General features: G+C 66.0%; 13 protein-coding genes. 3 read left to right on the plus strand and 10 right to left on the minus strand.

Going from position 1 to position 13602, the window contains the following annotated elements; genetic code table 11:
* Window positions 1-26 precede the first annotated feature (26 nt).
* From uvrC to KR767_RS00690, 7 genes are all read right to left on the minus strand, one after another.
* Window positions 27-1850 carry an excinuclease ABC subunit UvrC gene (uvrC, locus tag KR767_RS00660; RefSeq protein WP_250877779.1) on the minus strand — a complete coding sequence of 608 codons (1824 nt, stop codon included), beginning with the start codon at window positions 1848-1850 and terminating at the stop codon, window positions 27-29.
* 208 nt (window positions 1851-2058) lie between these two features.
* Window positions 2059-2844, minus strand: coding sequence for a 3-deoxy-manno-octulosonate cytidylyltransferase (gene kdsB / locus KR767_RS00665; RefSeq protein ID WP_250877780.1), 786 nt, complete (start codon window positions 2842-2844; stop codon window positions 2059-2061).
* Between the two features lie 174 nt (window positions 2845-3018).
* Window positions 3019-4326, minus strand: a complete 1308-nt coding sequence (aroA, locus tag KR767_RS00670; protein ID WP_250877781.1) for a 3-phosphoshikimate 1-carboxyvinyltransferase — start codon at window positions 4324-4326, stop codon at window positions 3019-3021.
* The gene (gene hisC / locus KR767_RS00675; protein ID WP_250877782.1) at window positions 4323-5435 is read right to left on the minus strand and encodes a histidinol-phosphate transaminase; all 1113 of its coding nucleotides are present in this window, start codon (window positions 5433-5435) and stop codon (window positions 4323-4325) included. Before hisC ends, aroA begins: the two co-directional genes overlap by 4 nt.
* Window positions 5432-6532, minus strand: coding sequence for a prephenate dehydratase (gene pheA, locus KR767_RS00680; RefSeq protein ID WP_250877783.1), 1101 nt, complete (start codon window positions 6530-6532; stop codon window positions 5432-5434). Before pheA ends, hisC begins: the two co-directional genes overlap by 4 nt.
* 79 nt (window positions 6533-6611) lie before the next feature.
* Window positions 6612-7697: a 3-phosphoserine/phosphohydroxythreonine transaminase gene (gene serC / locus KR767_RS00685; RefSeq protein WP_250877784.1), complete on the minus strand. Its 1086-nt coding sequence runs from the start codon at window positions 7695-7697 to the stop codon at window positions 6612-6614.
* Between the two features lie 79 nt (window positions 7698-7776).
* Window positions 7777-8550 carry an FHA domain-containing protein gene (locus KR767_RS00690; RefSeq protein WP_250877785.1) on the minus strand — a complete coding sequence of 258 codons (774 nt, stop codon included), beginning with the start codon at window positions 8548-8550 and terminating at the stop codon, window positions 7777-7779.
* Between the two features lie 128 nt (window positions 8551-8678).
* Here KR767_RS00690 and KR767_RS00695 point away from each other — a divergent pair, with 128 nt between their 5' ends.
* Together KR767_RS00695 and infA are read left to right on the plus strand one after the other, a co-directional pair.
* Window positions 8679-8957 (plus strand): polyhydroxyalkanoic acid system family protein, encoded by a 279-nt coding sequence (locus tag KR767_RS00695; protein WP_250877786.1) that lies wholly within the window; start codon window positions 8679-8681, stop codon window positions 8955-8957.
* 97 nt (window positions 8958-9054) lie between these two features.
* Complete coding sequence (infA, locus tag KR767_RS00700) at window positions 9055-9273, plus strand: translation initiation factor IF-1 (RefSeq protein WP_019466733.1); 219 nt, start codon at window positions 9055-9057, stop codon at window positions 9271-9273.
* Between the two features lie 63 nt (window positions 9274-9336).
* Here infA and KR767_RS00705 read toward each other — a convergent pair whose 3' ends face one another.
* Window positions 9337-9936: an ATP-dependent Clp protease proteolytic subunit gene (locus tag KR767_RS00705; RefSeq protein WP_250877787.1), complete on the minus strand. Its 600-nt coding sequence runs from the start codon at window positions 9934-9936 to the stop codon at window positions 9337-9339.
* A gap of 57 nt (window positions 9937-9993) precedes the next feature.
* Here KR767_RS00705 and KR767_RS00710 point away from each other — a divergent pair, with 57 nt between their 5' ends.
* Window positions 9994-10647, plus strand: coding sequence for an RNA polymerase sigma factor (locus KR767_RS00710; protein WP_250877788.1), 654 nt, complete (start codon window positions 9994-9996; stop codon window positions 10645-10647).
* Between the two features lie 158 nt (window positions 10648-10805).
* Here the strand turns inward: KR767_RS00710 and clpA are convergent, their stop codons facing one another.
* Entirely contained in the window at window positions 10806-13073 is a 2268-nt protein-coding gene (clpA, locus tag KR767_RS00715; protein WP_166947234.1) for an ATP-dependent Clp protease ATP-binding subunit ClpA, read from the minus strand.
* Between the two features lie 76 nt (window positions 13074-13149).
* A complete protein-coding gene (gene clpS, locus KR767_RS00720) occupies window positions 13150-13482 on the minus strand; it encodes an ATP-dependent Clp protease adapter ClpS (protein WP_166947235.1) in 333 nt (110 codons plus the stop codon).
* Between the last annotated feature and the right edge of the window lie 120 nt (window positions 13483-13602).

Here is a 13602-nt window from a genome sequence, read left to right on the forward strand (position 1 = left end):
GGCAGCCATCCAGCCGCCTCGTACATTCAGGGATGAAGCATGGCATAGATGCGTTCTGCGAGACCGCGATCAATACCCTTCACGCTCATCAATTCCTCGACGCCCGCGGCTTCCACGCCCGCCAGCCCGCCGAAGGCCTTCAGCAGGGCCGCACGGCGCCGTGCGCCCACGCCTGCCACGTCTTCAAGGGTACTCCGCTCGCGAGCCGCCTCACGACGACGGCGATGGCCGCTGATCGCGAAACGGTGCGCTTCGTCACGTACCGCGGCCACCAGGTGCAGGGCCGGCGAGGAGGTGCCCGGGTGCAGCGTGCGTCCGCTCTCGGCCAGTACCAGGGTCTCTTCGCCCGCGCGACGGCCCGGCCCCTTGGCCACGCCCACTACGCGGATACCCTCCACGCCCAGCTCGCGCAGGACGTCCACGGCCTGCCCCACCTGGCCCGTGCCACCGTCGATCAGCAGGATGTCGGGCTTCGCACCACCCTCCACCACCTTCTTGAAGCGTCGGGTGAGGGCCTGATGCATGGCGGCGTAATCGTCGCCCGGCGTAATGCCCGCGATATTGAAGCGGCGGTAGTGCGACTTCTCGGGGCCTTCGGGGCCGAACACCACACACGAGGCCACGGTGGCTTCGCCACGGGTATGGCTGATGTCGAAGCATTCGATACGGCGCGGCGCCGCGTCGAGTTCGAGCACTTTCTGCAGGTCATCGAAACGGGTGAGCAAGGTGTGACGGCTGGCCAGACGCGACGTGAGTGCCGCGCTGGCGTTGCGCTGGGCCATTTCAAGAAAGCGGGCGCGCTCACCGCGCACATTCGTTTTCAATGCAACGATGTGACCCGCATGCTCGGACAGCACGGAGGCCAGCACGTCATCGTCTTCCACCGCATCGCTAAGCACCAGCTCGCGCGGCACCTGGCGCTCCAGGTAATACTGGGCGAGGAATTGCTCCATGACGTCGGATACCGAGGCATCGGTGGGCAGGCGCGGGAAGAAGTCGCGCGATCCCAGGCTCACGCCGTTGCGGAAGAACAGCACGCTGACGCAGGCCATGCCGCCGTCCATGCAGCAGGCGATCACGTCCATGTCGGCGCTGGCGCCCTGCACGAAGTGCTGGGCCTGGATGCGACGCAGCGCCGCCACCTGGTCGCGCAGCGACGCGGCGCGCTCGAAGTTCAGTGTGGCGCTGGCCTGCTCCATCGACAACGCCAGCTCGTCGATGACGGCACTGCTGCGCCCCTCGAGGAACATCTCGGCGTGGCGCACATCGTTGCGGTAGTCATCCACCTCGATCAGCTGCACGCAGGGCGCACTGCAACGACCGATCTGGTGTTGCAGGCAGGGGCGCGAGCGATTGCGGAAGTAGCTGTCTTCGCACTGGCGCACCTTGAACAGCTTCTGCATGAGGCCGAGACTCTCGCGCACGGCGAAGGTGCTGGGATACGGCCCGAAATAGCGGCCCGGGCCGGTCTTGGCGCCACGATGAAAAGCCAGGCGCGGGTAGGACTCGTTACCGGACAGGTAGATATACGGATAACTCTTGTCGTCGCGAAGCACGATGTTGTATCGCGGCTTCAGCGACTTGATGAGCTGGGATTCCAGCAGCAGGGCTTCGCCTGCCGTGCGCGTCAGCGTGACTTCCGCACGATCGATCTGCGACACCATCGAGGCGATGCGCGGATCCATGGGGGGCTTCAGGAAGTAGTTGCTGACCCGCTTCTTCAGGTTCGCCGCTTTGCCCACGTACAGCAGCTCGCCCTCCGCGTCGAAATAGCGATAGACGCCGGGCGAGGTGGTGAGGTGGCGGACGAAGGCCTTGCCGTCGAACGGGTGCGACTCGGTGTGCTCCATGGGGGCATTTTACCGCGTCGACGATGACCGCAGACGAAAACGCCGGCATGGGGTGGCCATGCCGGCGTGGACCTTCCGTGGGAGTGTCGCCGTCCTTAGGGGGTGACTGTGGCGACAGGGATAGATTACGGGCTTGCCCCGGGTAGGGCATTCGGGTGAAGCCATGAAAGGGGGTGGGTCTTCGGCCCGTTGCCGTGTACGGGAATTCCTACACGCCGCCTGAGGAAGCCAGCCAGCGCTCGGCGCGATCCAGATCCTCGGCGGTGTCGATGCCCGGCGGGAACGGCTCGGGCGTGGGCTGGACCGAGATGGCGTAGCCATGTTCCATGGCACGCAACTGCTCCAGCGACTCGGCCTGTTCCAGCGGGGTGCGCGGCAGGGCCGCGAGGCGACGCAGGAAGCCGGCGCGGTAGGCATAGATGCCGATATGGCGCAGGAAGGGGACGTCGGCGGGCAGCGAGGTGCGGTCGCGGGCGAAGGCGTCGCGGGCCCAGGGCGAGGGAGCGCGGGTGAAGTACAGGGCACGGCCGTTGGCGGCGCGTACGACCTTGACGATATTGGGGTCGAACAGTTCGTCGGCGTGGTCGATGGGGGTGGCCAGGGTGGCCATGGGGGCGTCATCGCCCGCCAGTGCCGCCACCACGGCGCGGATGCCGGCGGCCGGGGCGAAGGGTTCGTCACCCTGGAGGTTCACCACGATGGTGTCTTCGGGCCAGCCGTAGTGGGTGGCCACTTCGGCGATGCGGTCGGTGCCGGAGGCGTGGTCTTCGCGGGTCATGCAGACGAGGATGTCGCCGCAGCCACGCAATTCGCCGGCCACGCGCATGTCGTCGGTCGCCACCACCACCTGTGCCGCACCCGCCTGCCCTGCCCGCTCGGCCACGCGGCGGATCATCGACACCCCGCCGATCTTCAGCATCGGCTTGCCGGGCAGCCGCGTGGAGCCGAAGCGTGCGGGTACGACGACGACGAAGGGAGGGAGCTTGGCGGCCATGTCGGCTTCCGTAAGGGGGATGCGGAAGCGTGTCGCGAATGGGGGGCGGGTGCAAGGTGGGGATGGGTACCGCGTTCCCGGTCGCGCGCGAGGCGCGCTCCTACAAGGATGTCGTGGACATGGGAGAGCTGCCCTGTAGGAGCGCGCCTCGCGCGCGACCGGAAATACGAAAACTTACCGGACTGGCCCGAGGTTGAACCCCACACCATTGGCCAGCTCCATGAACCCCGGGAACGACGTCGCCACATTGGCGCAGTCGCCGATGACGACGGGGCCGGAGGCCAGCAGGCCGGCGATGGCGAAGCTCATCGCGATGCGGTGATCGCCATGGCTGTCGATGGTGCCGCCGTGGATCTGGCCACCACGGATCATCGCGCCATCGGGCAGTTCATCGATAAGCACGCCACACGCCTTCAGGCCGTTCGCCATGCTGGCGATGCGGTCGGATTCCTTCACGCGCAACTCGGCCGCGCCACGGATCGTGGTCATGCCTTCGGCCGCCGCAGCGGCAACGAACAGCGCGGGGAACTCGTCGATCATGTCGGGCACGATGTCGAGCGGCAGGGCCACGCCATGCAGCCGGCGATAACGCACCACCAGGTCGGCAATATCCTCACCACCGCTGGTGCGCTCGTTTTCTACCGTGATATCGGCACCCATCAGCTCCAGCGCGGCCAACAGGCCCGTGCGTCGCGGATTCAGGCCCACGGCCTTCAGGCGCAGCTCGGAGCCCGGCACGATGCAGGCGGCCACGATGAAGAACGCCGCAGACGAGAAATCCGCCGGCACGTCGACATCCACCGCCCGCAGCGTATGACCACCTTCGAGCTTCGCCTTGCCCGGCGAGTATTCGATGGGCCAGCCGAACGCCTTGAGCATGCTCTCGGTGTAGTCGCGGGTGGGATGCGGCTCGATGACTTCGGTGGTGCCATCGGCATACAGGCCGGCCAGCAGCAACGCGGACTTGATCTGCGCGCTGGCCACCGGCGGGTGGTACGTGATGCCCTTGAGCTTACGCCCGCCGTGGATATGCAGCGGCGGCTTGCCGTCGTTCGTGTCGATCTGCGCGCCCATCTCACCGAGCGGATCGGTGACGCGGCGCATCGGACGACGCGAAAGCGATTCGTCGCCCACCAGGGTCGAGTCGAACGCCTGACCTGCAAGCAGGCCGGCGAGCAGGCGCATGCCGGTGCCTGCGTTGCCGCAGTCGAGCGTGTCCGCCGTGCCGCGCAGACCATGCAGGCCCACGCCGTGCACGATGCGCTCGCCGGGTGCCGGCGTCTCGAAACGCACGCCGAGCTTGCCGAGGATGGCTGCCGTGGCACGGGTATCCTCGCCTTCGAGGAAGCCTCGGATATGCGACGTGCCTTCTGCCAGCGCGCCGAACATCAGCGAGCGATGCGATACCGACTTGTCGCCGGGCACGGTGATCTCGCCGCGCAGCGGGCCACCCTGGTGGCTGGTCCAGTCGATACGGCTCACGGCAGGTTCTCCAGCAGGCGTTGCAGTTCCGAGCGGCTGCCGATGCTGATGCGCACCGTGGTGAGCAGGCGGTAGCCGACCATGGGGCGCACGATCACGCCGGTGCCGAACAGGTGGGATTCCAGCTCGGCGGCATCGCGGCCGACGTCCACCAGGAGAAAATTGGTCTGCGACGGAAACACGCGCATGCCGCGCGCCGTGAGTTCTCCGGCCAGCCATTCGCGATCGCGACGGTTGGTGTCACGCACGCGTGCACGGTGTTCGTGATCGCCCAGCGCAGCCTCGGCCGCGGCCAGGGCCACGCCGTTCACGTTGAAGGATTCGCGCAGGCGCTCGCACACCGCCGCCACCGACGGATGGCTGAGCATGTAACCCACGCGCAGCCCTGCCAGGGCATAGGCCTTGGAGAACGTGCGGGTGACGATCAGGTTCGGGTAACGGCCCAGCAGATGCAGCGCGGTGCTGAGGCCCGGTGCATCCACGTATTCGTTATAGGCCTCGTCTACCACCACGAGCGTGCTCGATGGCACTTGTGCAAGGAAGCGTTCGAGCGCGGCATCGGTAAACCAGGTGCCGGTGGGGTTATTCGGGTTGGCGAGGTAGACCAGCCGCGTATCGGGCGTGACCGCCTTTGCCATGGCATCCAGATCGTGCCCGTAAGGCGCCTCGGGATGATCCACCGGCAAGGCCGGCACCACGATGCCGCGCGCACCAGCGGCCGCAGCGGCGATGGGAAACACCGCGAAGCTGTACTGCGAATGCACCACCGGATGTTCGGCATCGGCAAAGCACTGCGCCAGCAGCATCAGCAGTTCGTGCGAACCGTTGCCGAGCGTGATGCCGGACACCGGCACGCCCAGTTCGTCGCCGATGCGATGCTTGAGCGACGCACCCAGCGGATCGGGATAACGGAAGATGTCGTCGAGCACGCGCGTGGCCGCGCGCATGGCGAGCTTGCTGGGGCCCAGCGGATTTTCGTTGGAGCCCAGCTCCGACAATACGTCGCCGAAGCGCGCACGGAGCGTGGGCAGGTCGTGACCGGGATCATAGGCGCGAAGTGCCGACGTCGCCCGGTTGGCGAGCGTCGCTGCGTCGAACCCGGCGGTCACGGCAAGGCGACCGGGTAGGAACCGAGCACACGCACATCGGCGGCCGAGGGTTTCATTTCCTCAAGCGCGGCCTGCACGGCGGCATCGTCCACATGACCGGAAACGTCGATGAAGAACGCGTACTGCCACTTGCCCGTATGCGCCGGGCGCGATTCGATGCGATTCATGCTGACGCCGTGCTTTGCCAGCGGGCTGAGCACGTCGTAGAGCGCGCCCGGCTTGTCCTTCACGGCGACGAGCAGCGAGGTGCGGTCGTTGCCGGAGGCCGGGAAGATGGAGCGGCCGATCACGAGGAATCGCGTGGTGTTGTCCGAGCGATCCTCGATGGGGCCTGCCACCGTCTTCAGGCCGTACACGCGCCCGGCCGTTTCACCGGCAATGGCGGCGGAATCCGGCGAGAGGCGCGCGGTGCGCGCGGCCTCGGCGTTGCTGGATACCGCGATGCGCTCGGCGTTGGGCAGGTTCACGCGCAGCCAGCCCTGGCACTGCTGCAACGACTGCGGGTGCGAGTAGATGCGCTTCACATCCTTCAGCTCGCCGTTAAGCGAGAGCAGGTTCTGGTGAACGCGTAGCTCCACTTCGCCGCAGATGGTGGCCTTGGATACGAGGAACATGTCCAGGGTCATCTGGATCATGCCCTGGCCGGAGTTCTCCACCGGCACCACGCCGAAGTCGGCATTGCCGGCAGCCACTTCCTGGAAGACTTCCTCGATGCTGCCCAGCGGCAGTCCGTAGGCGGCATGGCCGAAGTGCTTGCGCACGGCCTGCTCGCTGAAGGTGCCCTCGGGCCCCAGGAAGCCGATCTTCAGCGGCTGCTGCTGCGAGAGGCACGACGACATGATCTCGCGGAACAGGCGCACAAGCTCGCCATCGGGCAGCGGGCCGTCGTTGCGGTCGATCACGCCGCGCAGGACCTGGGCTTCGCGTTCGGGTCGGTAATAGTCCACCGCCGCCTTCAACGGGCCCTTGGCCCGGCCGACCTGCTGCGCCCACTGGGCGCGCTCGCTGATGAGCGATTGCAGTTGCTGGTCGATGCTGTCGATGCGCTGGCGCGCTTCGACGAGCGTGGCTTGTTTGTCGGCAGGGGTCTTGCTCATGGACGTCCGGGCGGCTAAATGGTTGCAATTGAAAGGGAATTGTCGCCGCAGGCATGCTGCATTGCGGCGACTTCCGACTTTAACCGTGCCGCGTTGCAAAGTCCCGCATAAATTTCACGAGGACGTCCACGGCCTCCTGTGGCACGGCGTTGTAGATCGATGCGCGCATGCCGCCCACGGCCTTGTGCCCCTTGAGCGCCAGCAGCCCCGCCTTCTCCGATTCGGCGAGAAATGCCGCATCGAGCGCGCTGTCGTGCAGGGTGAAGGGCACGTTCATCCGCGAGCGAGCGGACACCTCCACCGGACTGCGGTAGAAACCGCCCGAGCCGTCGATGGCGTCGTAGAGCGTCGTTGCCTTGCGTGCGTTGTGTTCGCCCATCGCGGCAAGACCACCCTGCTCTTCCAGCCAGTCGAAGGTGAGCTTCGCGAGATACCAGCCCCAGGTATTGGGCGTGTTGAGCATGGAATCGTTTGCCGCATGCTCGGCGTAACGGAAGATCTTCGCCATCGGCCGGCCTGCGCGTGCGAGCAGGTCGTCGCGCACGATCATCACCACGAAGCCCGAAGGTCCGATGTTCTTCTGCGCGCCGGCGTAGATGAGCCCGAAACGCGAGACATCCAGGGGTTCGCTGAGGATGTTCGACGACATGTCCGCCACCAGCGGCACATCGCCAACGTCAGGGATGTCGTGGAATTCGACGCCGTGGATCGTCTCGTTCGTTGTGTAGTGAACGTAGGAAGCACCCGGGCTCAGGCGCCACGTGTCGCGGGCAGGCAGCTTCAGATAATGATCGGATTCCGACGTGGCCGCGATGCGTGCATCGATATAGGGCGCCGCTTCACGCACGGCCTTTTCGCCCCAGTGCCCGGTGACGATGTAGTCGGCATGATCGCCGGGGCCGGCGAGGTTCATCGGCACCAGGGCGAACTGTTGCGTGGCCCCGCCCTGGAGAAAGAGCACCTTGTAGCCGGACGGCACGCCCAGCAGTCGGCGCAGGCTGGCTTCGGCCTCGGCCGCCAGCTCCATGAAACGCTTGCCCCGGTGGGACAGTTCCATCACGGAGGCACCCGAGCCATTCCACTCGAGCAGCTCCGCCTGGGCACGCCGCAGGACCGGTTCCGGCAACGCAGCCGGGCCCGCACTGAAATTCCAGGCTCTTGTCACGCCAGAAGCACCTTGAAAAGGGGGGAACCCCGATTATGCTCCCAGCGCCCTGTGCAATTGAAAGGGCTTTGCCCTGCAATCAGCCGGGCATGAATAGCACTGCTGCGATGCCCGCGGCCAGCAGGGCCGCCGTAAGGATCAGCCACCAGACATCGTTGCGCGAGCCGGCGCTTTCCTCGGACTCGGCGGCGGCATCGGGAATCTCCTCGACAACGGTTACCACCGGCTCGGCGGCCCAGCCGGGCGCATCGAGCACGAAGCGATGGTTGGCGATGCCGATCTGATCGCCGGGCTGCAGGGCCGCACGGGCCACGGTGACGCCGTTGATACGCACCGCGTGACGCGGAGGGACCCGGGTGGCGTCCAGGATCAGCTGGTCGTCTTCCCAGAACAGGCTGAGCAGGGCCGCGTCGTTGCCCGGAAGCTCCAGCGGCAGCGCACCATGGGTGGCGCCCAGTTCCAGGCGCTCGCCCACGGTCACGGTGCGACCGGACAGCGGGCCGGCAACCGGCCGCAGGGCGACGGTGCAGCGCGCATCGGTGGGCGCCGCCAGCTCGCGGTTATCGATGTCGGCGTCGTCACGGATGAGCATGCGGCAGTCGCCCATCGACAGGCTGTCGCCCGAGCGCAGCAGGGCCCACTCGCGCACGGGACGCGCGTTGACGTACACGCGGCCTGTCTCCGGCGCCACCTCGAGCACGAGGCCGCGGCGGTCGCGATGGATGCGGACATGGCGGGCGGCGACCTGGGCTTCGGAGACCACGAGGTCGTTATCCTCGGCGCGGCCGATCGTGAGCACGGGCCGTGACCAGTGGAAATCACCGCGTGCCGAGCTGACGAATTCGATGCGCATGAATGAACCGGGACGTTGACGACGCGACTTTAGCAGGTTGCGGTATCTGTTTGAAACGTAAAGATGTCGTGATCGTCGCCCAACGTGCCTGCTAGACTCGTGAGTCGACACGTTCTCCGGAAATCCCCATGCCCACGATCGACATCCATCGCCCCCATGGCACCACGCGCGCCGCTGCCCTCGAGACGACACAGAAGATCGCCTCGCGCATGAGCGAGAAGCTGGGCACCAAGGGCCAGTGGCAGGATGGCCTCTATACCTTTACCGGCCCGGGGGCCAAGGGCTCGATCAACGTCGACGACACCCAGGTCCGCGTGGTGGTCGAGCTGGGCATGATGCTGGCCCTCATGAAGGGCACCATCGAGGACGAAATCCGCCGCAAGCTCGAGGAGCATTTCGGTCGCTGAGCGGGCGTCACTCCCGGGCGGGTGGTCTTGGCCTCCCTGCCATGCCATAATACGGGACTTATGCGGCCACGCCGGCCAACTATCCGACCCGGAACACATGGCAAAAGACGACGTCATCGAAATGGAAGGCACGGTCCAGGAGACCCTGCCCAACACCATGTTCCGCGTGCAGCTCGAGAACGGGCACGTCATTACTGCCCATATCTCCGGCCGCATGCGCAAGCATTACATCCGTATTCTCACGGGCGACAAGGTGAAGGTCGAGATGACCCCCTACGACCTCACCAAGGGTCGTATCACCTACCGCATGAAGTAAGCGCCACCGCGCCACTTCGCCGGAAGGAAAAAAGCCGCGGCCCTCGCCGCGGCTTTTTCATTGTCAGGCCTTCGCCAGCTCCGTGCGTCGCTCGATGATCCGCGAGACGAGGCCGTACTCCTTCGCCTCCTCCGCCGGCATCCACAGATCGCGCTCGATATCGGCCCTCACGCGCTCCAGCGGCTGCCCGCATTCGCGGGCGATCACCTGGGCGATGCGCTCGCGTGCCTTGATGATCTCCTTGGCCTGGATGGCGATATCGCTGGCCTGCCCACCCGCCCCGCCACTCGGCTGATGGATGAGGAAACGTGTCTGCGGCAGGCACACGCGACGCTCCCGGGGCACGCCCAGGAACAGGTGCGTCGCCGCGCTGCCGACCCAGCCGGAACCGATCATGTTCACCGGTGCGCTGATGAAACGCAGCATGTCGTGGATGACGTCGCCGGATTCCAGGTGGCCGCCCGGCGAGGAGACGATGACGTCGATGGGCGCATCGGAATCGGCATCCAGCGCCAGCAGGCGGCGCGCCGTTTCGGCGGCCATCGTGTCGGTGATGGTGCCGAACACGAGTACCGTGCGGGCGCGGAAGGCCTTTTCTTCGAGGAAGGCGCTGTTCTGGCCCGGGAAGGGCGACGAAGGCTTATCGGTTTCGCTGGTGAACATGTACGTGGCTCCATGGCGTGCTAGGTTCATTCCCTATACGAACGAGCGGCCACGAACGTGACATCTCCTGCCCCTTTCCACCCCTTCGTCGGCGACATCGCCCTGCGCCGGCGCCTGCTGGCACTGGCCACGCGCTGGACGGTCGCTGGGGGTGACGCCGAGGACCTCGTGCAGGAAACCTATCTGCGCACGGCCCAGGGCGCCTTGCCTGCGGCCGGCCACGAGGCGTGGATGGTCACGGTGCTGCGCAACCTGTGCATCGATGGCCTGCGACGGCATGAACGGTACCGGGCGATCCTGGCGAAGCTGCATGTCACGCAGGGCGCCGCTACCGATACCGATACACCCGAGCACCTTGCCGACGAGGAACAGCGCGTGGCGATGGCACTGGCGCATCTCGTGCGCGCGCTGCCGCCCGGTGATGTCGCCCTTCTGCTGCTGCATGAGGTGTTCGAGCTGGATCATGCGCGGCTTGGCGAGCTGTCAGGGCGCACTGAGGCCGCGTCGCGCCAGCATGTGCGTCGCTTGCTGGCCCGCGTGCGCGGGGACCGGCAGAGCTGGGACGATGCGTATGGCGACGAGGACACGGGCGACCTGCTGGCGCTTTGCCAACTGGCGGTATGGCAGAGAGACCCCGCCGGCTTGATCGCGACACTGCGCGTATCGTCGCCCGTGGCACTGATGGACCTGGCCACCACCCTTACCCTGTAGGAGCGCGCCCTGCGCGCGACCGGTTCTCGCGAAAATCCGGTCGCGCGCAAGGCGCGCTCCTACAGGGTAGCTGCAAAAAAAAGCCGCGGGCTGGCCGCGGCTTTTTCTTTGGGACTGTCGCGCCCGAAGCGCGCTCCTGCACAGGAGCGCGCTTCGGGTTACGCCGTGGCCGTGGCCGGCTCGGCCGACTCGGTTTCCACGTGCAGCTCTTCGCCTTCCACCGACAGGGTGACCTTGCCGCCCTCGGCCAGCTTGCCGAAGAGCAGTTCGTCGGCCAGGGCACGCTTGACCTTGTCCTGGATGACACGGGCCATCGGGCGTGCGCCCATCTGCGGGTCGAAGCCGTGCTCGGCCAGCCAGCGGCGGGCTTCCGGCGTGACGTCCACGCTCACCTTCTTCTCGGCCAGCTGGGTTTCCAGTTCGATAAGGAACTTGTCGACCACGCGCAGGATGTGGTCGAAGTCCAGCGCGTTGAACTGGATGATGGCGTCGAGACGGTTGCGGAACTCCGGCGTGAACAGGCGACGGATGGTTTCCATGGCATCCGGTGCGTGGTTCTGCTTCACGAAGCCGATACCCCGGCGCGAAGCGAGCTGGGCGCCCGCATTCGTCGTCATCACGATGATGACGTTCTTGAAGTTGGCCTCGCGACCGTTGGTGTCGGTAAGCACCCCGCGGTCCATCACCTGCAGCAGGATGTTGTACACATCCGGATGCGCCTTCTCGATTTCGTCCAGCAGCAGCACGCAGTGCGGATGCTTGGTGATCTGCTCGGTGAGCAGGCCACCCTGGTCGAAGCCGACGTAGCCCGGAGGGGCACCGACCAGGCGCGAGACCGAATGCGCTTCCATGTACTCGGACATGTCGAAGCGAACCATCTCGATGCCCAGCTGCATGGCGAGCTGGCGCGTGACTTCCGTCTTGCCGACGCCCGTGGGGCCGGCGAGCAGGAAGCTGCCGATGGGCTTGGACGGATCGCCCAGGCCCGAACGCGCCATCTTGATGGATGAAGCCAGGGCCTCGATCGCGGCATCCTGGCCGAACACCACCATCTTCAGGTTGCGCTCCAGGTTGCGCAGCACGTCGCGGTCGGATGCCGAGACCTGCTTGGCCGGGATCCGCGCCATCTTGGCCACGATGTACTCGATTTCCGGCACATCGACCTTGCCCGTGCGCTGGTCTTCCGGCAGCAGACGCTGGCGGGCGCCGGCCTCGTCGATGACGTCGATGGCCTTGTCCGGCAGCAGGCGGTCAGGGATGTGCTTGACCGACAGATCGACCGCCGCACGCAGCGCCTCACCGGTGTACTCCACCGAGTGATGCTCTTCGAAGCGGGTCTTCAGGCCGCGCAGGATCTCGATGGAGTCAGCCACGGTGGGCTCGACCACGTCGATCTTCTGGAAGCGGCGGGCCAGGGCGCGATCCTTCTCGAACACGCCGCGGAACTCCTGGAACGTGGTGGAACCGATGCAGCGCAGCTCGCCGGAGGCCAGCATGGGCTTGATCAGGTTCGAGGCGTCCATGGTGCCGCCCGACGCCGAACCCGCACCGATGATGGTGTGGATCTCGTCGATGAAGAGGATGGCGTTCGGCTGCTTCTTCAGCTGCGCGATCACCGCCTTCAGGCGCTTTTCGAAGTCGCCACGGTACTTGGTGCCGGCCACGAGCGCGCCGAGGTCGAGCGACCAGATGGTGCAGTCTTCCAGCACCTCGGGCACCTGTCCTTCGACAATGCGCTTGGCGAGGCCTTCGGCCAGGGCCGTCTTGCCCACGCCCGCCTCACCCACGTAGAGCGGGTTGTTCTTCCGGCGGCGGCAGAGCACCTGGATGGTGCGCTCCACCTCGTCGTGGCGGCCGATCAGCGGATCGATCTTGCCCTGGATGGCCAGCTCGTTGAGGTTGGAGGCGTACTCGCTGAGCGGGTTGCCCTTGCCCTCGCCGCCCTCCTCGCTGTCGCGCTCATTGCTGGACGCGGCCGCGGCGGATTCGTCGCCGATCTTGGCGATGCCGTGTGAGATGTAGTTGACGACGTCCAGGCGGGTGATCTCCTGCTGGTGCAGGAAATAGACCGCGTGGGAGTCCTTTTCGCCGAAGATGGCCACCAGCACGTTCGCGCCGGTGACTTCCTTCCGGCCCGAGGACTGCACGTGGTAGACGGCGCGCTGGAGCACGCGCTGGAAACCCAGCGTGGGCTGCGTGTCACGCTCGTCGCCGGCGGGGAGGACCGGGACGGTCTCGGCGATGATCCGCTGGAGGTCGGCCGCGAGGCGCGGCAGGTCGACACCGCAGGCGCGCAAGGCTGCCAGGGCGGAGGTGTTTTCGGTAAGGGCAAGCAACAGGTGCTCCACGGTCATGAACTCGTGGCGCTGCTCGCGGGCCTGCTTGTAGCAGTGCCCGATGGTGACTTCGAGATCCTTGCTGAACATACGGACCGTCTCCGATAGCTGTGGGCGGCGGGGTGTAACCCGTTGGTTGCCGCATGTATTCCAGATGGGGGACTGGCTACATCTTTTCCATAGTGCACAACAGCGGGTGTTGATTGGAACGTGAGTACTCGTTGACCTGGGTCACCTTGGTTTCTGCCACCTCGCGGGTGAACACGCCGCACACGCCTTTTCCGCGGGTGTGGACGTGGAGCATCACCTGGACCGCCTTCTCCTGGTCCATGCCGAAGAAACTGCGCAGTACCTCGATCACGAAATCCATCGGCGTGAAGTCGTCGTTCAGCAGGACGACCTGGAAAAGCGGCGGCCGTGCGGTCTCGGGGCGGCTGGTCTCGACGGCCAGGCCATGCCCACGGTCGCCTTCCTGTTCGTGTTCGTGTTCCTGGGACATGTAAGAAGAACCTTGGGTACGCGATTCGATTATATACACCCGATTTTCGCCGGGCTTTCGGGTCGATCCCCCGAGGTGATGGCACAATAGGCCGATTTCCAGAGCCCCTCCCCTCCCAAG

The sequence above is a fragment of the Luteibacter anthropi genome (genome assembly GCF_023699965.1).
Classification (GTDB): Bacteria; Pseudomonadota; Gammaproteobacteria; order Xanthomonadales; family Rhodanobacteraceae; genus Luteibacter; species Luteibacter anthropi.

Excerpts from the sequence above, each read along its gene's own strand:
- uvrC (WP_250877779.1), bottom strand. The coding sequence starts at position 1,850 with ATGGAGCACACCGAGTCGCACCCGTTCGACGGCAAGGCCTTCGTCCGC.
- kdsB (WP_250877780.1), bottom strand. The coding sequence starts at position 2,844 with ATGGCCGCCAAGCTCCCTCCCTTCGTCGTCGTCGTACCCGCACGCTTC.
- pheA (WP_250877783.1), bottom strand. The coding sequence starts at position 6,532 with ATGAGCAAGACCCCTGCCGACAAACAAGCCACGCTCGTCGAAGCGCGC.
- KR767_RS00690 (WP_250877785.1), bottom strand. The coding sequence starts at position 8,550 with ATGCGCATCGAATTCGTCAGCTCGGCACGCGGTGATTTCCACTGGTCA.
- KR767_RS00695 (WP_250877786.1), top strand. The coding sequence starts at position 8,679 with ATGCCCACGATCGACATCCATCGCCCCCATGGCACCACGCGCGCCGCT.
- infA (WP_019466733.1), top strand. The coding sequence starts at position 9,055 with ATGGCAAAAGACGACGTCATCGAAATGGAAGGCACGGTCCAGGAGACC.
- KR767_RS00705 (WP_250877787.1), bottom strand. The coding sequence starts at position 9,936 with ATGTTCACCAGCGAAACCGATAAGCCTTCGTCGCCCTTCCCGGGCCAG.
- clpA (WP_166947234.1), bottom strand. The coding sequence starts at position 13,073 with ATGTTCAGCAAGGATCTCGAAGTCACCATCGGGCACTGCTACAAGCAG.
- clpS (WP_166947235.1), bottom strand. The coding sequence starts at position 13,482 with ATGTCCCAGGAACACGAACACGAACAGGAAGGCGACCGTGGGCATGGC.